The 21197-nt window shown below is 61.0% G+C and carries 21 protein-coding genes and 1 tRNA gene; 13 read left to right on the forward strand and 9 right to left on the reverse strand.

Annotation, left to right across the window (positions count from 1 at the left end):
• Positions 1-200: 200 nt before the first annotated feature.
• The 3 genes from ACZ9H3_RS13885 (at position 201) to ACZ9H3_RS13895 (ending at position 1591) form a co-directional block, all read left to right on the forward strand.
• Positions 201-602, forward strand: a complete 402-nt coding sequence (locus ACZ9H3_RS13885; RefSeq protein ID WP_065760211.1) for a lysozyme inhibitor LprI family protein — start codon at positions 201-203, stop codon at positions 600-602.
• 18 nt (positions 603-620) lie between these two features.
• Complete coding sequence (locus tag ACZ9H3_RS13890) at positions 621-1043, forward strand: DUF3010 family protein (RefSeq protein ID WP_065760212.1); 423 nt, start codon at positions 621-623, stop codon at positions 1041-1043.
• Positions 1044-1330: 287 nt separating this feature from the next.
• On the forward strand, positions 1331-1591 hold the full coding sequence (locus ACZ9H3_RS13895) for a hypothetical protein (RefSeq protein WP_065760213.1): 261 nt from the start codon (positions 1331-1333) through the stop codon (positions 1589-1591).
• A 72-nt stretch (positions 1592-1663) separates the two neighbouring features.
• Here the strand turns inward: ACZ9H3_RS13895 and gbdR are convergent, their stop codons facing one another.
• Both gbdR and ACZ9H3_RS13905 read right to left on the reverse strand, forming a co-directional pair.
• The gene (gene gbdR / locus ACZ9H3_RS13900; protein WP_102052219.1) at positions 1664-2767 is read right to left on the reverse strand and encodes a choline metabolism transcriptional regulator GbdR; all 1104 of its coding nucleotides are present in this window, start codon (positions 2765-2767) and stop codon (positions 1664-1666) included.
• 394 nt (positions 2768-3161) lie between these two features.
• Complete coding sequence (locus ACZ9H3_RS13905) at positions 3162-4538, reverse strand: L-serine ammonia-lyase (RefSeq protein ID WP_476221144.1); 1377 nt, start codon at positions 4536-4538, stop codon at positions 3162-3164.
• A 454-nt stretch (positions 4539-4992) separates the two neighbouring features.
• Here ACZ9H3_RS13905 and ACZ9H3_RS13910 point away from each other — a divergent pair, with 454 nt between their 5' ends.
• The 3 genes from ACZ9H3_RS13910 (at position 4993) to choV (ending at position 8030) form a co-directional block, all read left to right on the forward strand.
• The gene (locus tag ACZ9H3_RS13910) at positions 4993-5940 is read left to right on the forward strand and encodes a choline ABC transporter substrate-binding protein (protein ID WP_099776084.1); all 948 of its coding nucleotides are present in this window, start codon (positions 4993-4995) and stop codon (positions 5938-5940) included.
• 66 nt (positions 5941-6006) lie between these two features.
• Positions 6007-6855, forward strand: coding sequence for a choline ABC transporter permease subunit (choW, locus tag ACZ9H3_RS13915; protein WP_178081693.1), 849 nt, complete (start codon positions 6007-6009; stop codon positions 6853-6855).
• Positions 6852-8030, forward strand: coding sequence for a choline ABC transporter ATP-binding protein (choV, locus tag ACZ9H3_RS13920; protein WP_065760218.1), 1179 nt, complete (start codon positions 6852-6854; stop codon positions 8028-8030). The genes choW and choV overlap by 4 nt, the downstream gene beginning before the upstream one ends.
• 46 nt (positions 8031-8076) lie before the next feature.
• On the opposite strand, the gene hisF is transcribed toward choV, so the two are convergent.
• The 6 genes from hisF to ACZ9H3_RS13950 form a co-directional block, all read right to left on the reverse strand.
• Positions 8077-8847 carry an imidazole glycerol phosphate synthase subunit HisF gene (hisF, locus tag ACZ9H3_RS13925; RefSeq protein ID WP_065760219.1) on the reverse strand — a complete coding sequence of 257 codons (771 nt, stop codon included), beginning with the start codon at positions 8845-8847 and terminating at the stop codon, positions 8077-8079.
• Between the two features lie 10 nt (positions 8848-8857).
• Positions 8858-9595, reverse strand: coding sequence for a 1-(5-phosphoribosyl)-5-[(5-phosphoribosylamino)methylideneamino]imidazole-4-carboxamide isomerase (hisA, locus tag ACZ9H3_RS13930; RefSeq protein WP_007921811.1), 738 nt, complete (start codon positions 9593-9595; stop codon positions 8858-8860).
• A 42-nt stretch (positions 9596-9637) separates the two neighbouring features.
• Positions 9638-9898, reverse strand: a complete 261-nt coding sequence (locus tag ACZ9H3_RS13935) for a DUF2164 domain-containing protein (protein WP_065760220.1) — start codon at positions 9896-9898, stop codon at positions 9638-9640.
• The gene (hisH, locus tag ACZ9H3_RS13940) at positions 9898-10536 is read right to left on the reverse strand and encodes an imidazole glycerol phosphate synthase subunit HisH (RefSeq protein WP_065760221.1); all 639 of its coding nucleotides are present in this window, start codon (positions 10534-10536) and stop codon (positions 9898-9900) included. The genes ACZ9H3_RS13935 and hisH overlap by 1 nt, the downstream gene beginning before the upstream one ends.
• The gene (gene hisB, locus ACZ9H3_RS13945; protein ID WP_010221320.1) at positions 10536-11129 is read right to left on the reverse strand and encodes an imidazoleglycerol-phosphate dehydratase HisB; all 594 of its coding nucleotides are present in this window, start codon (positions 11127-11129) and stop codon (positions 10536-10538) included. Before hisB ends, hisH begins: the two co-directional genes overlap by 1 nt.
• A gap of 187 nt (positions 11130-11316) precedes the next feature.
• Positions 11317-12975, reverse strand: a complete 1659-nt coding sequence (locus ACZ9H3_RS13950; protein WP_065760222.1) for an OFA family MFS transporter — start codon at positions 12973-12975, stop codon at positions 11317-11319.
• Between the two features lie 223 nt (positions 12976-13198).
• On the opposite strand from ACZ9H3_RS13950, the gene panM reads away from it, so the two are divergent.
• From panM to ACZ9H3_RS13985, 7 genes are all read left to right on the forward strand, one after another.
• On the forward strand, positions 13199-13606 hold the full coding sequence (gene panM, locus ACZ9H3_RS13955; RefSeq protein ID WP_476221152.1) for an aspartate 1-decarboxylase autocleavage activator PanM: 408 nt from the start codon (positions 13199-13201) through the stop codon (positions 13604-13606).
• Positions 13607-13697: 91 nt separating this feature from the next.
• Positions 13698-15935 (forward strand): AsmA family protein, encoded by a 2238-nt coding sequence (locus ACZ9H3_RS13960; RefSeq protein ID WP_476221154.1) that lies wholly within the window; start codon positions 13698-13700, stop codon positions 15933-15935.
• On the forward strand, positions 15932-16999 hold the full coding sequence (gene mutY / locus ACZ9H3_RS13965) for an A/G-specific adenine glycosylase (protein WP_330522382.1): 1068 nt from the start codon (positions 15932-15934) through the stop codon (positions 16997-16999). The genes ACZ9H3_RS13960 and mutY overlap by 4 nt, the downstream gene beginning before the upstream one ends.
• Positions 16996-17268 (forward strand): oxidative damage protection protein, encoded by a 273-nt coding sequence (locus ACZ9H3_RS13970; RefSeq protein ID WP_065760226.1) that lies wholly within the window; start codon positions 16996-16998, stop codon positions 17266-17268. The genes mutY and ACZ9H3_RS13970 overlap by 4 nt, the downstream gene beginning before the upstream one ends.
• Positions 17269-17359: 91 nt before the next feature.
• Positions 17360-17435 (forward strand) — tRNA-Phe (locus ACZ9H3_RS13975).
• 380 nt (positions 17436-17815) lie between these two features.
• Complete coding sequence (ppk2, locus tag ACZ9H3_RS13980) at positions 17816-18712, forward strand: polyphosphate kinase 2 (protein WP_176717483.1); 897 nt, start codon at positions 17816-17818, stop codon at positions 18710-18712.
• 101 nt (positions 18713-18813) lie between these two features.
• A complete protein-coding gene (locus ACZ9H3_RS13985) occupies positions 18814-19257 on the forward strand; it encodes a hypothetical protein (RefSeq protein WP_065761809.1) in 444 nt (147 codons plus the stop codon).
• A gap of 253 nt (positions 19258-19510) precedes the next feature.
• On the opposite strand, the gene gabP is transcribed toward ACZ9H3_RS13985, so the two are convergent.
• A complete protein-coding gene (gene gabP, locus ACZ9H3_RS13990) occupies positions 19511-20908 on the reverse strand; it encodes a GABA permease (protein ID WP_099776096.1) in 1398 nt (465 codons plus the stop codon).
• Positions 20909-21197: the final 289 nt, after the last annotated feature.

Here is a 21197-nt window from a genome sequence, read left to right on the forward strand (position 1 = left end):
GGCCAGCATATGCCTGGGGCCGGAAGGGCCTCGGTGCAAAAACGACAGGGGTATTGCCGAAAGCGTCAAAGGGCGACAAAGCACCCCTTCGCGGCCCTGCCCTGATGGCTGTAATGGGCGCCTGCGGCGCTGTTATTTGTCTCGCGGCTGAGCGAGAATCGGCACTTCTGTTCCAAACACCGGCTTGGGGGATGTCGTAGATGAAACCAATGGTATGGCTGGCCCTGGCGGCCCTGAGCTTCGGCGCCCAGGCGGCGGAAGAAGAGAGCACGCCCTGTGACAACGTCGAAACCAGCCAGCAGAGCTACGACTGCGCGGTCTATAACCGCCAGACCGCCGAGCGCGAGCTGAATGCAGCCTTTGCCGACCTGCTTGATCGCATCAAGGAGCAGTACGCCGGCCAGCCGGCGCAGATCACTGAACTGAGCGCCCGCCTGAAAAACGCCGAGCAACTCTGGAGCAAGGCCCGCGATGCCGATTGCGCCGTGGAGACCTTCGCCGAGAAGCCCGGCAGCAAGGACTTCGAAACCGCGCAGAACACCTGCCTGGCCCAACGCAGCGATGATCGCTCCGAGTATCTGCAGTCACTGGGCCTGCAATAACCCCACCCTGAGGTACGAATGAACGTTTGCGGAATCGAAATCAAGGGCAGCGAAGCCCTGCTCGCGGTGGCTACGCTTGAAGCTGGCCTACCCGTGCACCGGCCTTTGGCGACCAAGAAAATCGCCCTGGAGGATGACGACGAGGCCGCCAACGTCAAAGCCTTCGCCAACCAGGCCCGGCAGTTCGTTGCCGACCACGGCATCACCCACCTGGCAATCAAGAAACGCAGCAAGAAAGGTGAGTTCGCAGGTGGCCCGACCACCTTCAAGATCGAAGGCATCCTGCAACTGCTGGACACCTGCGAAGTGCAGTTGCTGTCACCACAGACGGTCAGCGCCCAAAGCAAGAAACACGCATTGGAATTGCCCGGCTCGCTGAACAAGTACCAGCACGAAGCCTACAAATGCGCCTGCGCGGTGCTGCTCAAGGCCGGTCGCTAACGCTGGCGATGCCTGCTCGCACCGCCACAAACTTCAAGGCAAAAAAAACCCCGGCAAGCCGTGACAAGCCGGGGTCAAAAGCGAGCAATGACGCGCTACATCTGGAGGGTGACCAAACCGTCCATACTGAAACCTGGCCCCAGTGTGCCGCCTCCCCTGCCCTTCGATTTAGCCGAAAACGACCTGTTCATAGGTATGCCGGCCATTGCGACACGCTGCCCTTGCTCCGCTGATTGGCGAACACCAGAATCGACCCACAATCCCTCCCGTCGACAAGGACAACAGCCATGATGCATGCGGATTTGATTGATCAGGACGACCTGCTGGGCCAACTGCGCGCACTGGGTTTTGAAATGCCTGCCGGGGCAACTGCCGAGCAAGCGTGCGAGTGTGCGGTGCGGGGCTTGAGTGAGCCTCGGGCCAAGGCGCTGCGCGGTATGGTCGAGCAGATGTACACCAGCAGCGCGACCATCCTGCCGGCTGTGCGCCAGGCCATCGAAAAGCAGCTGTTGCCGGCGCTGGCACAGTTCAACAGCAACCGTAGCTGACACCTTTTCGCGGGCAAACCCGCTCTCGCATGGGAGCGGGCTTGCCCGCGAAAAGGCCGGAAGCGCTTTCGGCTACAGGCGTACGCTGGCGAAAGTCGATTCGTTGCGCGCCTGGCTGAGTGCCGACATCGGCCCTGCCAGTGGCGACAGCACCAGTGCCTGTGGAATCGGCATCATTGCCACCTGCTGGGCGGTGTTGGAGCCCACACGCTCATCACGCGGCGGAATACCGAAGTACTCGCGGTAGCACTTGGAGAAGTGCGGCGTGGAAACAAAGCCACACACCGACGCCACTTCGATGATCGACATCGGCGTCTGCTTGAGCAGTTGCCGGGCACGGATCAACCGCAGCTTCAGGTAATAACGCGATGGCGAGCAGTGCAGGTACTTCTGGAACAGGCGCTCCAGCTGTCGCCGCGATACCGCGACATACACCGCCAGCTCATCGAGGTCGATCGGCTCTTCCAGGTTGGCTTCCATCAGCGCGACGATTTCCTGCAGCTTCGGCTGGTTGGTGCCAAGCATGTGCTTGAGCGGCACACGCTGATGATCCTGCTCGTTACGAATACGCTCGTAGACAAACATTTCCGAGATCGCCGCTGACAGTTCACGACCATGATCACGGCTGATCAGGTGCAGCATCATGTCCAGCGGCGCAGTGCCACCGGAACTGGTGAAGCGGTTACGGTCGAGAGTAAACAGCCGGGTGCTCATGCTGACGCGAGGGAAGGCTTCCTGCATGGCTGCCAGGCATTCCCAGTGCACGCTGCAATCAAAGCCATCAAGCAGGCCCGCACAGGCCAGTGCCCAGCTGCCGGTGCACACCGCACCCAACCGGCGCGACTGCCGCGCCTGGCTTTGCAGCCAGGTAACGTGTTCACGGGTAACGGTGCGCTGAATACCAATACCACCGCAGACAATCACGGTGTCCATTGCTGGCGCCTTGTGCATTGAGGCGTCCGGAGTGATCTGCAAGCCGTCGCTGGCCCACACTTGCCCGCCATCCACGCTCAAGGTAGTCCACCGATACAGTTCACGGCCGGACAACTGGTTGGCCATGCGCAGTGGCTCCACGGCCGAGGCCAGAGAGATCAGCGTGAAATTGTCCAACAGCAGAAAGCCGATGGATTGTGGTGTGCGGGTTTGGGGTTGGGCCCCGGAGTTGTACGACGTCATCGCGATCTCTCCTCACACAATGCAGGTTGCGCCTCAGGCACGGTTTTTTGTCAGGGCCCCATCTCGAATGCAGGGCTTTGCACAACACAACGCAAATGCCATGCCTGAAATTGAATAGCTATTCAATAAAACCTGAAAACGACGTCGCAATGCGTCTATACGGCCTGTGTTCAGCGCAGGATTTATAAACGCAAAGTGCCGGACTAGCGCATCTCTGTAGGAAAAGTGAGCAGTACGGTAGCACTTGTGTAGAGGATGCTTGGAAGCGACATCGGCGATGTGTCACCACAGGCGCAGTGACACTCGGAAGGGAGGACCGGGATGCGGCGGTGTCGACGCTGCGCCAAAAAGCAGCGCGCCGACACCGGCATGGGCGAAAACGGCGCAGCCGTGTTCAGCACTCGATGGCGCTGACCGCAAGGCCACCGCGTGAGGTTTCCTTGTACTTGTCGTGCATGTCGGCGCCGGTATCGCGCATGGTGCGGATCACCCGATCGAGGGAGATGAAATGCTCACCGTCGCCACGCAGGGCCATCTGCGCCGCATTGATCGCCTTGACCGCAGCAATCGCGTTGCGCTCGATGCAGGGCACCTGCACCAGGCCGCCAACCGGGTCGCAGGTCAGCCCGAGGTTATGCTCCAGACCAATCTCGGCAGCATTCTCCAACTGCGCGGGGGTCGCACCGAGTACTTCTGCCAACCCGGCAGCCGCCATGGCACAGGCTGAACCGATCTCACCCTGGCAGCCCACTTCAGCGCCCGAGATCGAGGCGTTCTTCTTGCACAGGATGCCCACCGCCGCCGCGCCCAGAAAGAAGTCGACCACGCAGGCTTCGCTGACCTCTTCACTGAAACGCATGTAGTAGTGCAGCACTGCCGGGATGATCCCCGCCGCACCGTTGGTGGGCGCGGTGACCATGCGCCCGCCGGCAGCATTCTCTTCATTCACAGCCAGCGCATAAAGGTTCACCCATTCCATGGCGCTGAGGGTCGAGCCAATCACATTGGGCTTGTTCAGCTCCTGCAGGCTACGGTGCAACTTGGCAGCACGGCGCTTCACATTCAGCCCGCCCGGCAGTATGCCTTCGTATTTCAGGCCGTTTTCCACACAGTCCTGCATGGCCCGCCAGAGCTTCATCAAGCCAGCCCGAATCTCCTCTTCGCTGCGCCAGACTTTTTCGTTTTCCAGCATCAATTGCGACACGCGCAGGTCGTTTTGCTTGCACAGCTCAAGCAGCTCCACCGCACTGTTGAAATCGTAGGGCAATACCGTGGTGTCGGCGTCTAGCACGCCGCTGGCAGCCTGGGCGGCATCGACTACAAAGCCGCCACCCACCGAGTAGTAGGTGTCCCGGTGCAACTCACCCTCCGCACCTTCTGCAATCAAGGTCATGGCGTTCGGGTGATACGGCAGGTTCTCCTCCAGCAAGCGCATGTCGCGCGCCCAGACGAACTCGATTGGCAGCCGGCCGTCCAGCAGCAAGGTGTCTGTTTCGCGCAATACCGCAATGCGCAGGCCGATTTGTGAGGGGTCTATGGCGTCTGGCCATTCGCCCATCAGGCCCATGATCACGGCGTTGTCACTGCCATGGCCGATGCCGGTGGCCGACAGCGAACCGTACAGGCGCACTTCGACACGCCGGACCTGCGCCAGCTCGCCACGCTCGCGCAGCCCCTGGACGAACAATGCGGCCGCTCGCATGGGCCCTACGGTGTGGGAACTGGACGGTCCGACACCGATTTTGAACAGGTCAAACACACTGATAGCCATGGCCGCGAACCTCCTGAATGAGCACACGCCCGCCGCCACAAGCCGCGGGTGGCGGAGCTGCTACGCTGAAGCTGCAATCCGCCGGAATGCGCGCATCATCAGGCTTTTATCAGCAGCTCTGACGTCTGCAACCGACCCACTCTTGTCCAGCAACGCCGCTCGCCGTTGGCCGCTGGATTACGCCGTTTTTATGCGGTGCAGATCGCCGTAAAGGGCCGTTACGGGGAGGAAAAACACTGTAAACGACCTCACCTGCACTGGATGCGACCCTGCCTGTACTGGATACGACGCACCCTGTAGGCGTTTGTTTTTGGCTGTTAGATGATCAATCTCGACTCGATTGCACGGCACCCGTCCCGCTGTCGCCCGACCGTCCGGCCCACCCGAGTAGATCACTCACAACGCGTGGCGGTCCTGCGGGACACCCGACAAGAAAACACCTAGGAGTCCACTCATGAAAGGTTCACCCTCGCTGTTGTTGGCCGCTCTGCTGAGTCTGCCGGTGCTGGCCCAGGCTGCAGAACCCGAAGCCTGTCGTACCGTCAACTTCTCCGATGTCGGCTGGACTGACATCACCGTGACCACGGCGGTCACCAGCGCCGTACTTGAGTCGCTGGGCTACAAAACCCGCACCACCATGATTTCGGTACCGGTGACCTACAAGTCGCTGGCCGACGGCAAGAACATGGATGTGTTCCTCGGCAACTGGATGCCGACCATGGAAAACGACATCAAGCCGTACCGCGATGCCGGCACCGTGGAGACTGTTCGGGCCAACCTGGAGAACGCCAAGTACACCCTGGCCGTGCCTCAGGCACTGTATGACAAGGGTCTGAAAGACTTTGCCGACATCGCCAAGTTCAAGAAGGAGCTGGACGGCAAGATCTACGGTATCGAGCCAGGCAACGATGGCAACCGCACCATCCAGAGCATGATCGACAAGAACGCCTTCGGCTTGAAAGACGCCGGCTTCAAGGTGGTCGAGTCGAGCGAGGCCGGGATGCTCTCGCAAGTGGATCGCGCCCAGCGTCGCGGCACCGACGTGGTGTTCCTCGGCTGGGAACCGCACCCCATGAACAAGCGTTTCAAGATGCAGTACTTGAGCGGTGGGGATGATTTCTTCGGCCCGGATTTCGGCAAGGCAACCGTCCTGACCAACACCCGCAAGGGCTACGTTCAGGAGTGCAGCAACGTCGGCCAACTGCTGAAAAACCTGTACTTCACCCTGGACATGGAAAGCACCCTGATGGGTAACGTCCTGGACGACAAGATGAAACCCGACGCCGCAGCCAAGGCCTGGCTGAAGAAAAACCCACAGGCGCTCGACACCTGGCTGGTCGGCGTCACCACCGTTGACGGCAAACCCGGCCTGGAAGCCGCCAAGGCCAAACTGACGCAGTAAGCACCACCTGCGGCGGGCTTGCCCCGCCGCAGGCTGTCTTCAATTCTTTGCAGGTGGACGCTCGCTATCATGCTGATCGATCATAAACTCCCACTGGGCCAGTACATCTCGGCATTCGTCGAATGGTTGACGCAACACGGCGCCAACTTCTTCGATGCTTTCGCCTCCGCACTGGAACTCATGATTCATGGCGTTACCGGCGCCCTGACCTGGTTCAACCCCTTCGTTCTGATCGGTCTGTTTGCCTTGATCGCTCACCTGATCCAGCGCAAATGGGCACTGACAGCGTTCGTCGCCCTGTCGTTCCTGTTGATCCTGAACCTGGGCTACTGGCAGGAAACCATGGAAACCCTGGCCCAGGTGCTGTTCGCCACCCTGGTCTGCGTGCTTATCGGTGTGCCACTGGGCATCGTCGCTGCGCACAAACCGATGTTCTACACCATGATGCGGCCGGTACTCGACCTGATGCAGACCGTGCCGACCTTCGTTTACCTGATCCCTACCCTGACCCTCTTCGGGCTGGGTGTGGTGCCCGGGCTGATCTCGACGGTGGTGTTCGCCATCGCCGCGCCGATCCGCCTCACCTACCTGGGCATCTGCGACGTGCCCCAGGAGCTGCTGGATGCCGGCAAGGCCTTCGGCTGCTCACGTCGCCAATTGCTCTCGCGTATCGAACTGCCCCACGCCATGCCAAGCATCGCTGCCGGCATCACCCAATGCATCATGCTGTCGCTGTCGATGGTGGTGATTGCGGCGCTGGTGGGAGCCGATGGCCTGGGCAAACCCGTGGTCAATGCACTGAACACTGCCGATATCGCCCTGGGCTTCGAAGCAGGCCTGGCGATCGTACTGCTGGCGATCATGCTCGACCGTATCTGCAAACAACCCGAAGTACCGGTAAGGGGTGAAGCATGAGCATCATTCGCTTCGACGAGGTAGACGTTATCTTCTCCAAATCACCGCGTGAGGCCCTGAGCCTGCTGGACCAAGGCTTCACGCGCGAACAGATCCTGAAGAAGACCGGCCTGGTGGTCGGCGTGGAAAAAGCCAGCCTGGAGATCAACAAAGGCGAGATCTGCGTGCTGATGGGCCTGTCCGGCTCAGGCAAGTCGAGCTTGCTGCGCTGCATCAACGGCCTGAACACGGTCAGCCGTGGCAAGCTGTTCGTCGAACACGAAGGCTCGCAGATCAACATCGCTTCCTGCACCCCGGCTGAACTGAAGATGATGCGCACCAAGCGCATTGCCATGGTGTTCCAGAAATTCGCCCTGATGCCTTGGCTGACCGTGCGCGAAAACATCAGCTTCGGCCTGGAAATGCAGGGCCGCCCTGCCGATGAACGACGCCGACTGGTGGATGAAAAGCTGGAACTGGTCGGCCTCACCCAGTGGCGCAACAAGAAGCCCGACGAGCTCTCTGGCGGCATGCAGCAGCGGGTCGGCCTGGCCCGTGCGCTGGCCATGGATGCCGACATCCTGCTGATGGACGAACCCTTCTCGGCCCTTGACCCGTTGATCCGCCAAGGCCTGCAGGACGAATTGCTGGAACTGCAGCGCAAGCTGAGCAAGACCATCGTATTCGTCAGCCACGACCTGGATGAGGCCCTGAAGCTGGGCAGCCGCATCGCCATCATGAAAGACGGCCGGATCATCCAGTACAGCAAGCCCGAGGAGATCGTCCTCAACCCGGCCGACGACTACGTGCGTACCTTCGTCGCCCACACCAACCCGCTCAACGTCCTCTGCGGCCGCAGCCTGATGCGTACCCTGGACAAGTGCAAGCGGATCAACGGTTCGGTCTGCATTGACCCCAGTGTCGACTCGTGGCTGGACCTGGCTGAAGGCAACACCATCAAAGGTGCACGCCAGGGCGTCAACGGGCTGGACTTGCAGAACTGGAGGCCGGGAGAGGCAGTGGAACAGCTGGGTCGCCGGCCGACCCTGGTCAACGCCGGTATCGGTATGCGCGAAGCACTGCAGATTCGTTACCAGACCGGCAACAAGCTTGTCCTGCAGGAAGGCAACCGCGTGGTGGGTATCCTCGGCGACAGCGAGTTGTATCACGCCCTGCTGGGCAAAACCCTGGGGTGAAAGCTATCGCGGGCAAGCCCCACAGCTTGCCCGCGATGGAGGACTGTCAGCGAACGACAATCCCCTGCTTGGCCATAAAAGCCTTGGCTTCCGGCACGGTGTACTCACCGAAGTGGAAGATACTCGCAGCCAGCACAGCGCTGGCGTGGCCTTCAAGAATGCCGTCAGCCAGGTGCTGCAGGTTACCGACACCGCCCGAGGCGATCACCGGAATACCCAAGGCATCGCTGATGGCCCGGGTAACCCCCAGGTCAAAACCGCTCTTCATGCCGTCCTGGTCCATGCTGGTCAGGAGAATCTCACCGGCACCCAGGCCTTCCATCTTCTTCGCCCACTCCACCGCATCCAGCCCGGTAGGCTTGCGCCCACCGTGGGTGAAGATCTCCCAGCGCGGGGCTTCGCCCGGTGCAGAGACCTTCTTGGCGTCGATGGCGACAACGATGCACTGCGAACCGAAATGCGCGGCAGCCTCGCCGACGAACTCGGGGTTGAACACCGCCGCCGTGTTGATCGAAACCTTGTCGGCACCGGCATTGAGCAGGTTGCGGATGTCCTGCACCGTGCGCACACCGCCACCGACGGTCAGCGGGATGAACACCTGGCTGGCCATGCGCTCGACAGTGTGCAGCGTGGTGTCACGGCCATCGACGCTGGCCGTGATATCGAGGAAGGTGATTTCGTCGGCGCCTTGCTCATCGTAGCGCCGAGCGATTTCCACCGGGTCACCGGCATCGCGGATGTTCTCGAACTTGACGCCCTTGACCACACGACCGTTGTCGACGTCCAGGCAAGGGATGATGCGTTTGGCCAGCGCCATGGCGTTCTCCTCAGCCTTGGTAGCTGTCGCAGAAGGCTTGCGCCTCGGCGACATCCAGGGTGCCTTCATAGATCGCCCGGCCGGTGATGGCGCCGATGATCCCCGGAGCCTTGGCATCGAGCAGGGCCTTGATGTCACCCAGGTTGTGGATGCCACCGGAGGCGATCACCGGGATCTTGGTGGCTGCGGCCAGGGCGGCGGTGAACGGTACGTTGCAGCCCTGCATCATGCCGTCTTTGGCGATGTCGGTGTAGACGATGGCCGAGACGCCGTCGGCTTCGAAACGCTTGGCCAGGTCGATCACCTGCACCGAGCTGACTTCAGCCCAGCCGTCGGTGGCGACGAAGCCATCCTTGGCGTCCAGGCCAACGATGACCTTGCCCGGGAAAGCACGGCAGGCTTCGGCCACGAATTCAGGCTCTTTGACGGCCTTGGTGCCGATGATCACGTAGCTCACGCCCGCCTTGACGTAGTGCTCGATGGTTTCCAGCGAACGAATGCCGCCGCCGATCTGGATCGGCAGGTTCGGGTAGCGCTTGGCGATCGCGGTGACCACTTCGCCGTTGACCGGCTGGCCCTCGAAAGCACCGTTCAGATCGACCAGATGCAGGCGCCGGCAGCCACCCTCAACCCATTTGGCGGCCATGCTCACCGGGTCATCGGAAAACACCGTGGAATCTTCCATGCGGCCTTGGCGCAGACGTACGCAAGCACCGTCCTTGAGATCGATAGCGGGAATAATCAGCATCTGGAAAACCTGTCTAATCGGTAAACAGCGATGCTCGGGAAGTCAGTTCTTCTCGAGCGCCCACAGGTCGCTTTCGATGCTCTCGAACCGCTCCTTGAGGTGCAGCTGAACATCGGCAATCGCCCTGTTGTAGTAGTGTGGCGCAATCTCTTTGCTGAACAGGTCCAGGACCTCAGCCACCTCGAAAGAACCCAATTGCAGCTCGAAACGGTCTTCGAGAAAGCGCTTGAGTACGTCCAACGCTTCGCGCTCCTGTTCGGGCGCCAGCGTCAGGATCGGGGCCTTGTTCCTGGCCTTGCTCATTACCAGCGCCCGTCCCAGGCCGCGAAGTTCTGCAGCAGCTGCAGGCCATGGGTATGGCTTTTCTCCGGGTGGAACTGCACGGCGAAACGTGAACCGTCGGCCAGCGCTGCGGCGAAATCGACGCCGTAGTGGCCACGACCGACCACCTGCACAGCCTTGCCGGCCGTGACGTAGTAGCTGTGGACAAAGTAAAACCGCGCCAGGTCCGGAATGTTGTGCCACAGCGGGTGGTCGATCGTCTGCTCGACTTCGTTCCAACCCATGTGCGGCACTTTCAGGTGTTCGCCGTCTTCGTGCAGGTCTTTGCCGAAAAAGCGCACATTGCCCGGGAACATGCCAATGCAGTCAACGCCGTCGTTCTCCTCGCTGTGCTCCAGCAGGGCTTGCATGCCCACGCAGATGCCAAGGAAGGGACGGTCCTGGCTGACTTCCTGCACCAGGCTGTCGAAGCCCAGGCGGCGGATCTCGGCCATGCAGTCGCGAATCGCGCCTACGCCTGGAAACACCACACGGTCAGCCTCACGGATGACCGCAGCGTCGCTGGTGATCAGTACCTTGCCAGCGCCAACGTGCTCCAGGGCCTTGGCCACCGAGTGCAGGTTGCCCATGCCATAGTCGATAACGGCAACGGTCTGCATTACAGGCAACCCTTGGTGGAAGGCATCTGGCCGGCCATGCGCTCGTCCAGCTCGATCGCCATGCGCAGGGCACGGCCGAAGGCCTTGAACACGGTCTCGATCTGGTGGTGGGTGTTGTGCCCACGCAGGTTGTCGATGTGCAGCGTGACGTTGGCGTGGTTGACGAAGCCCTGGAAGAACTCCTGGAACAGGTCGACATCGAAGCCACCGACCGACGCACGGGTGTACGGCACGTGCATCTGCAGGCCTGGGCGACCCGAGAAGTCGATGACCACACGCGACAGGGCTTCATCGAGCGGCACGTAGGCGTGGCCGTAACGACGGATACCTTTCTTGTCGCCGATTGCCTGGCTGAATGCCTGGCCCAGGGTGATACCGACGTCCTCGACCGTATGGTGGTCGTCGATATGCAGGTCGCCCTTGCACTCGATGTCCAGGTCGATCAGCCCATGTCGGGCGATCTGGTCGAGCATATGTTCCAAGAAGGGGACACCGATATCGAATCGGGCCTTGCCACTGCCATCCAGGTTGATCGAGGCCTTGATCTGGGTTTCCAGAGTATTGCGCTCGACGGAAGCCTTACGTTCGACCATCACCTGCTCCGCGAAATCATTGGGCGAAAAAGGCGACCATTATAGGCCCAGATACGCTCGGCTTGAAACGAACATGACGCATGGCAGGGAATTTCTGCCTGCCTTGCAGGGGGCTTGATCGCCGACAAGGCCGGCACCCAACGGCAATTGTGCATGCCCGAAGGTGCCGGCCCTGCTGGCGAGCGGCTTAATGGAACAACGCGGCGGTCTTCTGCAGCGTCGCCCAGACGCCCCAAGCCAGCGGAATACCGACGACCAGCCAGGCCAACAGCACCAGCGGCATACTCGCCGGTGAGGCGTGCCATTCCAGTGCCTTGGCGCTGGTGATGACGTGAGCCTGCGAGCGCTTTTCCTCGGCGGCCAATTGCTCGTCGGTCATGAAGTGCTTGTCGGCTACCGGGCGCACGAGGGCATTGCAGATGAAGCCCAGTACCAGCAAGCCGGCCAGGATGTACAAGGTGATGTCATAGGCGGCTGCCCGCTCGACCCCGATGCTCAACTGGTACTCACGCAAGTAGTTGACCAGCACCGGCCCCAGCACACCCGCCGCCGCCCAGGCGGTCAGCAGACGACCATGGATTGCGCCGACCATGTGCGTGCCGAACAGGTCGGCAAGGTAGGCCGGCACCGTGGCAAAGCCACCGCCGTACATGGAGAGGATGATGCAGAACGCCGCCACGAACAGCACCACATTGCCCAGGTGGCCCATGTTCGGTACCAGCGCATACAGGGCGAAGCCCAGCGCGAAAAAGGCAAAGTAGGTGTTCTTGCGGCCAATGTAGTCGGAGAACGAGGCCCAGAAGAACCGTCCGCCAATGTTGAACAGGCTGAGCAAGCCGGTGAAACCGGCGGCAATCGCGGCGATCTGGCTCAACTGCGCAGTGTTCAGCTCGCTGAAGCGCAGGTCGTTACCCAGCAACTTCCCGGCAAACACCTCCTGCAGCAGCGGCGAAGCCATGCCGAGGATACCGATACCCGCCGAGACGTTCAGGCACAGCACCAGCCAGACCAAGGCAAACTGTGGGGTTTTCCAGGCCACGCTGACATGCACATGGCGATGGGTAATCATCGTATTGCTGGCTTTTTTCTGCGGTGCGACCCAGCCCTCGGGCTTCCAGCCAGTAGGCGGTACGCGGTACGCCAACGCGCCGCCGATCATGAAAACGAAGTAAATCGCCGCCATCACCACAAAGCTCTGCCACACGCCGACCCCTTCAGGGCTGGCGAAATGGTTCATCAGTGCCGCCGCCAGCGGGGCACCAACCATGGCCCCGCCACCAAAGCCCATGATCGCCATACCGGTGGCCATGCCGCGTTTGTCCGGGAACCACTTGATCAAGGTCGACACCGGTGAGATGTACCCCAGCCCCAGGCCAATACCGCCAATTACCCCGGAACCCAGCCACATCAGCCACAGTTGGTGGGTGTACACACCCAACGCCGAAATCAGTAGGCCGCCGCACCAGCACAGCGCTGACACCACACCAGCCTTGCGTGGCCCGGCGTGCTCAAGCCAACCGCCCCAGATCGCTGCCGAACAGCCGAGAAAAATGAAAAACAGCGTGTAGATCCAGCCCAGCATCGAGATCGGCCAGTCACAGCTCGAGGAAAACGCCTGAGCCAGAAAACCCATGTCTGCCGAGCAGGCAACCGGCGCACTGATACCAATGGCCTTGGACAGCGGCAACCAGAACACCGAAAAGCCGTAGGCCATGCCGATACACAGGTGAATCGCCAAGGCTGCCGGCGGCACCAGCCAGCGGTTGAAGCCCGGCTGGGCGATGATGCGCTCCTTGGACAAAAAGCTCGGTGCAGGAACAATCGCACCTGCCGTAATGCTGCTCATTTATTGTTTTCCCTTATCGATCTGGACGGTTCGCAGGCCCCACATCCGCCCTCGACCTTGGCGCACGCGGGTAGCGAACGTTCTAGCGGCAGGCAATCAGTAAAATGCGGCAAAACGCTACACAGGCACCTGAAAACCGCGAAAGGGTACCATTTGCCGGGCTCACTGAAAGCAATCTGATATCGTCCTTTTTTAGTTAACTGACCTGTCACGAGGAACCTACATGCCTGTCGTTGTCGAAGCCGTGCGTACACCGAGCCAACAAGACCGGCTGGACCTGGCGAAGATCTACGCCGATGCACCTGCCGATCTGTTTGCCCCTGGCGAAACCGCCGAAGCCTGGTTGGCCGCAGCCTTGGCCGACGGCAGCCTGATCGCAGCGCGGTTCAACGATCGTCTGCTAGGCGCTGCCCGCCTTACGCCTCAGCATGACGCCTGGCGCCTGTCGCACTTGTGCGTGCGCAGCGTGACGCGTCGACGCGGGGTGGGCCTGCGACTGGTCAGCGAAGCACAGCGTATGGCCCGCGAAGCCGGGCAAACTCTGCGCTTGCAGGCCACGACCAAGTGCGCGGCCATTCAGGCGCTGGCAAGCCAACTGGACCTGCCGCTGGAGCTGTCCGCAACCGTATAACGCTGGGGCACGCACTTAAACCGGCAACCAAATGCGCAGCGCTATACTCTGCGGCTGAATTTTCTAAAAATCGGACTACAAGGACTCGCCCATGAAAGCGTTCGGCAAAATCCTGGGGCTGGTACTTCTCGGGTTGTTGCTGATCATTGTGGCTCTGGGCTTCGCCCTGACCCACCTCTTCGATCCCAACGACTACAAAGACGAGATTCGCCAGCTGGCTCGCGACAAGGCCAACATTGAGCTGACCCTCAACGGCGACATCGGCTGGAGCCTGTTCCCCTGGCTGGGCCTGGAACTGCACGACGCCAGCATCGCGACCCTGAACACCCCGAAAACCCCGTTCGCCGACCTGAAGATGCTTGGCCTTTCCGTGCGCGTGCTGCCCCTGCTGCGCCGCGAAGTACAAATGAGCGATGTCCGGGTCGAAGGGTTGAACCTGACCCTGGCCCGTGACGAAAACGGCCATGGCAACTGGGAAGACTTCGGCAAGCCATTGCTAGGCACCACCCCCGCCACAACCACGACGCCCGCTACTACGGCTACACTGGCACCGGCCGAAACCAGCCAGGCGGCCACGGCCAACGAGCGCCCGGTCAAGCTGGACATCGACAGCCTCACCGTAAACAACGCCCGTGTGCAGTACAGCGATGCACGCAACGGCCAGACCTTCAATGCCGACAGCATCCAACTGAGCACGGGGGCGGTGCATGAAGGGGTCGACATCCCGCTGAAACTCACCGCATTCCTCAGCGTCGGCCAGCCAGTGCTGCGCGCCCGCACCGAGCTGAACGGTGAACTGCGCTTTGACCGCGCCCTCAAGCGTTACCAGCTCGAAGACATGAAGCTCACCGGTGAAGCCTCCGGCGAGCCGCTGCAGGGCAAGACCATGACCTTTGCCGCCCAGGGCCAGTTGCTGGTTGACCTGGCCGCCAATGTCGCCGAATGGAACAGCCTGAAGGTGTCCGCCAACCAACTGCGCGCCCTCGGCGAGTTGAACCTGCGCGACCTGGACAAGGCACCGAAAATCACTGGCGGCCTGTCCATCGCCCAGCTCAACCTGCGGACCTTCCTCGACAGCATCGGCTACCCCCTGCCAGCGATGGCCGACACCACCGCCCTGAGCAAATTCGAACTGGTCAGCCGCCTGCAAGGCAGCAGCACCAGCCTGGCCCTGGAAGACCTGACGGTAAAACTCGACGACAGCACCTTCAGCGGTCGGGTAGCCATCGACGACTTCGCCAAACAGGCCCTGCGCCTGCAGCTCAAGGCCGACAAGTTCGATGCGGACCGCTACCTGCCGGCTAAAAGCGAAGCCGCCGCCAGTGCCAGCGCCGCACGCAAGGCCGAGGTCAAAGGCAAAGAAGCCGGCGCACTCGCCGGTGGAGGCACCACGCCGTTGCCGGACGCGCCGACTCAAGTGGCCTGGAGCAGTGACACCCTGCTGCCCGTGGAGCGCCTGCACCAACTCGACCTGCAAGCCGACCTGAACTTCGGACTGCTGACCCTGAAAAAACTGCCGATCGAAGACGCCAGCCTCAAAGCCAGCGGCCAGGGCGGCTTGCTCACCCTGGAAACCCTGCGCGGCGGCCTGTACAACGGCGACTTCGAGAGCAAGGGCAAGCTCGACGTGCGCCCGGCAATCCCGCAGATCGGCCTGAACACGCAGATCAACCGGGTACCCGTGGAACACTTCATCAAGGGCGAGGACGACAGCTCGCCGCTCAAGGGCCTGCTCGACCTCACGAGCGACCTGACCGCCAGCGGCAACAGCCAGAAAGCGCTGATCGACACCCTCAACGGCAACGCCAGCTTCGCCATCAACAACGGCGTGCTGGTCAATGCCAACCTTGAACAACAACTCTGCCAAGGGATCGCCACACTCAACCGCAAGGCATTGAGTGGCGAGCCTCGCGGCAAGGACACCCCATTCGAGGAACTCAAAGGCAGCCTGGTACTGCGCAATGGCGTGGCCAGCAACCCGGACCTGAAAGTGCGGATTCCTGGCCTGACCGTCAACGGTGCCGGCGACCTCGACCTGCGGGTGTTGGGCATGGACTACCGCGTTGGCGTGATCATCGAAGGTGACAAGCGCGACATGCCCGACCCGGCCTGCCAGGTCAATTCACGCTACGTCGGCCTTGAATGGCCACTGCATTGCCGTGGCCCGCTGGAACTGGGCGCCAAGGCCTGCCGTGTCGACAAGGACGGCCTGGGCAAGGTGGCGGCGAAGCTGGCCGGTGACAAACTCAGCGAAAAGATCAACGAAAAGTTAGGCGATAAGGTATCTCCAGAATTGAAAGACGCACTCAAGGGGCTGTTCAAGCAATGAGTCCCGAGCAGTTCTCCAGTGCCGTACTGGAGTGGTATGACCAACACGGCCGCCACGACCTGCCCTGGCAACAGGGCATCACCCCCTATCGGGTGTGGGTGTCGGAAATCATGCTGCAGCAGACCCAGGTGAGCACCGTGCTCAACTACTTCGGGCGCTTCATGGACGCACTGCCGACCGTTGAGGCGCTGGCCGCAGCAGAGGAAGACGAAGTGCTGCACCTGTGGACGGGCCTGGGCTACTACACCCGCGCCCGCAACCTGCAGAAGACCGCGAAGATCGTTGTCGAGCAGTACGCCGGCGAGTTTCCCCGAGACGTGGAAAAACTCACCGACCTGCCCGGTATCGGCCTGTCCACGGCCGGTGCCATCGCCAGCATCAGCATGGGCCTGCGCGCGCCGATCCTCGACGGCAACGTGAAACGGGTATTGGCCCGCTACAGTGCCCAGGAGGGCTACCCCGGCGAGCCGAAGGTAGCCAAGGCGCTGTGGGCCACCGCCGAGCGTTTTACCCCGCATAGCCGGGTGAACCACTACACCCAGGCGATGATGGACCTGGGCGCCACCCTGTGTACCCGCAGCAAGCCCAGTTGCCTGCTCTGCCCGCTCAAACGCGGCTGTGAAGCGCACCTGCTCGGCCAGGAAACCCGCTACCCCCTGCCCAAGCCGCGCAAAGCCCTGCCACAGCGCAGTACGCTGATGCCCCTGCTGGCCAACCGTGAAGGCGCGATCCTGCTTTATCGCCGGCCCTCCAGCGGCCTCTGGGGCGGGCTCTGGAGCCTGCCCGAGCTCGATACCCTGGCCGACCTTGAGCACCTTGCCGAACAGCACCAGTTGACCCTGGACAGCCGTCAGGCACTGAGCGGCCTGACCCACACCTTCAGCCACTTCCAGTTGGCCATCGAACCCTGGCTGGTGCGCGTCGACAGCCGGGGCGAGCACGTGGCCGAGGCCGACTGGCTCTGGTATAACCTCGCCACCCCGCCGCGCCTGGGCCTTGCCGCCCCGGTGAAAAAGCTGCTCAAACGCGCAGCCGATGCCTTGAATTCAGGAGAGTCGTCATGACCCGTACCGTAATGTGCCGCAAGTACAAAGAAGAACTGCCAGGCCTGGAGCGCCAACCCTACCCAGGCGCCAAGGGCGAAGACATCTTCAACCACATCTCGCAGAAAGCCTGGGCCGACTGGCAGAAACACCAGACCATGCTGATCAACGAGAAGCGCCTGAACATGATGAACGCCGAAGACCGCAAGTACCTGCAGGGCGAGATGGACAAGTTCTTCTCCGGCGAGGACTACGCCAAGGCCGAAGGCTACGTTCCACCGGCCGAATAACCCCGTAAAATCGTAAGCGACGGTATTAATTAAAAAATTTTTCAAAACTTGCTTGACCTAAGTCCGAAAAAGCCTTTTAATGCGCCCCGTTGCCCAGATAGCTCAGTCGGTAGAGCAGGGGATTGAAAATCCCCGTGTCGGCGGTTCGATTCCGTCTCTGGGCACCATCATTCAGTTCAGATGGTGCCAGCATCATCTGAAACATCAAAAAACCCGCCTAGTGCGGGTTTTTTGTTTTCCGGGGTTTAATCACCTTGCGGTAAAGCGACGCCCTATTGATAAGAGTCAATGTGCCATCACTTTTGGATCCCTAAAATGCTTTTAGACATCCGAGAGAGAACACAGGTCTCCCATGAGCGAAGAATCAACCGCCCACCCCCTTCCCAACGCCTTGCCTGAAAGCACCACGCCAACCGCAACGCTCAGCACCAGCAAAAGCGCCCCGCGCAAAGCCACTGCACCACGCACCCGCCGAGCACGCAGCACCAGCAAACCGGTCGCCGTGAAAAACCTTGAAGCCGAAATCAGCACGGCCAGCCAGCAGCCCATGGCCCTGCAAGTAATTTCCGCGCCCCATGGTTCGAACGAAGACAGCTCCTCGGCGAAGCTGCCGGCCCGCTACCCGTACCGCAACCGCATGCGCCGCCTCGAATACGAAAAGGCCAAGCACGAGTTGCAGATCGAACTGCTCAAGGTGCAGAACTGGGTCAAGGAAACCGGGCAACGGATCGTCGTGCTTTTTGAAGGCCGTGATGCGGCAGGCAAAGGCGGCACCATCAAACGCTTCATGGAGCACCTGAACCCGCGTGGTGCGCGAATCGTCGCCCTGGAGAAGCCTTCCGAACAGGAAAAAGGCCAGTGGTACTTCCAGCGCTACATCCAGCACCTGCCCACGGCGGGTGAAATGGTCTTCTTCGACCGCTCCTGGTACAACCGCGCCGGCGTCGAGCGGGTGATGGAATTCTGCACACCGCTGCAGTACCTGGAATTCATGCGCCAGGCGCCAGACCTTGAGCGCATGCTCTGCAACAGCGGCATCCTGCTGTTCAAGTACTGGTTCTCGGTGGACCGCGAAGAACAATTGCGACGCTTCATCTCGCGCCGCGACGACCCACTCAAGCACTGGAAACTCTCGCCCATCGACATCAAGTCGCTGGACCGCTGGGACGACTACACCGCGGCCAAGGAAGCCATGTTCTTCCACACCGACACCGCCGACGCCCCCTGGACCGTGATCAAGTCTGATGACAAGAAGCGCGCGCGCCTCAACTGCATTCGCCACTTCCTGCACTCACTCGACTACCCGGGCAAGAACCTGAAAGTCGCCCACCAGCCAGACCCTCTGCTGGTCGACCGTGCTTCACGGGTGATCGAGGAAGACGAAAGAGCGACCACCGAACACCGGATTGAGCCGAGCACCCAGCCGCTGTCATTGCCCGCCTGAGCCACCTGCCGCCCACCACAACGCACCAGACGCAGCTTGGGTTTCCTGACCAACTGCGTTTCAATAGCCGGACGCATCAGCTTATTTCAAGGATTTCATCGATGGCCTCCAGCAGCAAACAACAGAAACGCGCCAAACGCGCCGCCAACAAGGCTCGGGAAAACCGAATGGTGCGCAGTGGGCAGGCGGTCAAGAGCTCGTCGGACGCCTCCAGCGTGGGTGTTGAGCAGGTATTCAACAAGGCCATGAACTCGGGCAGCTACAACGCCCTGTTCGAAAAAATGAAACAAGCCCAGGCGCAAGACAACGGCCTGCAGGCAATGATCGCGGTGTTCCTCGTCGACCCGTTGCTGGCCCTGGTGCTCAAGGGGCACAAGGAAGAGCAATCGACCGACTACATCGTCATGGTCTTCTGCGCCTACCGCAAATGGCTCGACGACGCCGACGAAGCCACCGCCATGGCCTGGCTGGAGAGCGACGAATTCCAGGAAGCCTATGTCGCCGCCTCGGAAGCCGTCTCGAAAGTACAAAAGCGCCCGGCATAACAGGGCTGCAGCTCATCCTGTAGGAGCCGGGCTTGCCCGCGATAGGGTCAGTGGGGCGTCAGTGAGTTCGCGGCGCCTGCATCGCGGGCAAGACCCGCTCCTACCAAACCCGTGGAATGCAGGCTTGCCCGCGATAGGGTCAGTGGAGTGTCAGCAAGTTCGCGGTGCCTGCATCGCGGGCAAGCACCGCTCCCACAGTAGCAAAAAGGCCGCTCCCTTTCGGGTAGCGGCCTTTTTGCTCAACAGCCTTGTATCAGTTGTTCAGTACGGCGGCACGCCCAGCGGCCAGGGCCTTGTGCTTGCGCGCCGTCAGCAGGCCCGCAGCGACCACGGCGATGGTCAGCAGGCCAGTCGCGATGATCTCCACCCGATGGTCCGGGCGAATCAGCATGACCGTCAGGATGCCAACGATGAACAGGATGGTCGCCCAGGTCAGGCCCGGGAACAGCCACATCTTGAAGACGATCTTCTCACCACGGGCCATGCGCTGACGACGCATGCGCAGTTGCGAGATGGCAATCACCAGGTACACCAGCAGCGCAATAGCGCCAGAGCTGGCCAGCAGGAACTCGAACACCGCCGCCGGCGCGACATAGTTGGCGAACACGGCCAGGAACGCAGCTGCAGTCGACAACAGCACCGCCCAGTGCGGCGTGCCGCTGGCGTTGGTGCGCTGGGCAATTGCCGGGGCATCACCACGCTTGCCGAGGGAGAACAGCATGCGCGAAGAGGTGTACAGCGCCGAGTTCAGGCAGCTGGTTACTGCAATCAACACGACGATGTCGACGATCACCTTGGCATTCGGCACGCCGATCAGGTTCAGCACCGTCTGGTACGAACCGACTTCTGCCAGCGGGCCATGGTTCCACGGCACCAGCGCCACGACGATAAAGATCGACACGAGGTAGAACAGGCAAATCCGCCAGATGACCGAGTTGGTCGCCTTGGTGATCTGCTTGCAAGGGTCTTTCGATTCGGCCGCTGCAATGGTGACAATCTCAGTACCCATGAACGAGAACATGGTGGTCAGCATGGCTGCCAGCACCGCCCCCATCCCGTTAGGCATGAAGCCCTGGGTATCGAACAGGTGGCTGACACCGCTGACCTGGCTGTTCGGCATGAAACCGAAGATCGCCGCCAGCCCGAGAATGATGAAGCCAATGATCGCCACCACCTTCATCAAGGCGAACCAGAACTCGAACTCGCCGTAGTTCTTCACACTGAACAGGTTGGTTGCGGTCAGCAACAGGGTAATGATCAGGGTAAAGGCCCAAATGGCAATATCAGGGAACCAGGCATGCAGGATGGTCGCGGCGGCGTTGGCCTCCAACGGGATCACCAACACCCAGAACCACCAGTACAACCAGCCGATGGTGAAACCGGCCCAGTGGCCGATGGCCTTGTCGGCGTAGGTGGAGAAAGAACCCGTATCCGGCGACGCCACGGCCATTTCGGCCAACATGCGCATCACCAACACCACCAGCGTACCGGCAGCGGCGTAGGCCAGCAGCACGGCAGGGCCGGCTTCGGCGATGGCATGGCCGGAGCCGACGAACAAACCGGCACCGATTACACCCGCGATGGACAGCATGGTGACATGCCGTTGCTTGAGCCCCTGAGCGAGGTCATTGGAGTTGTGCGTACCGCTCATAACACTACCTATAGCGAGGAATGGGCGCTCTAATCCTGAATCACACCCTTCGTAAAGAAAGACTGATACGTCCTGTTACCCATGCCTTGAGCAAGAACTGCGCCAAATTTTTTCAGCAGTTGCTCCGCATTCAGCACAACCCTCTACAACGAGCCTTGCGGGCCTTTTGGCCAAAGGCTGGCCAAAAGGCCATTATTCAAGGGCATCGCACCTCAGATTACCGAAATACTCAGTTACACATACATGCAGGTGCACCGAAATCGGCCGGTGGTAACACCCCTGCACATTT

This window comes from Pseudomonas sp. TE3910, from assembly GCF_056279025.1.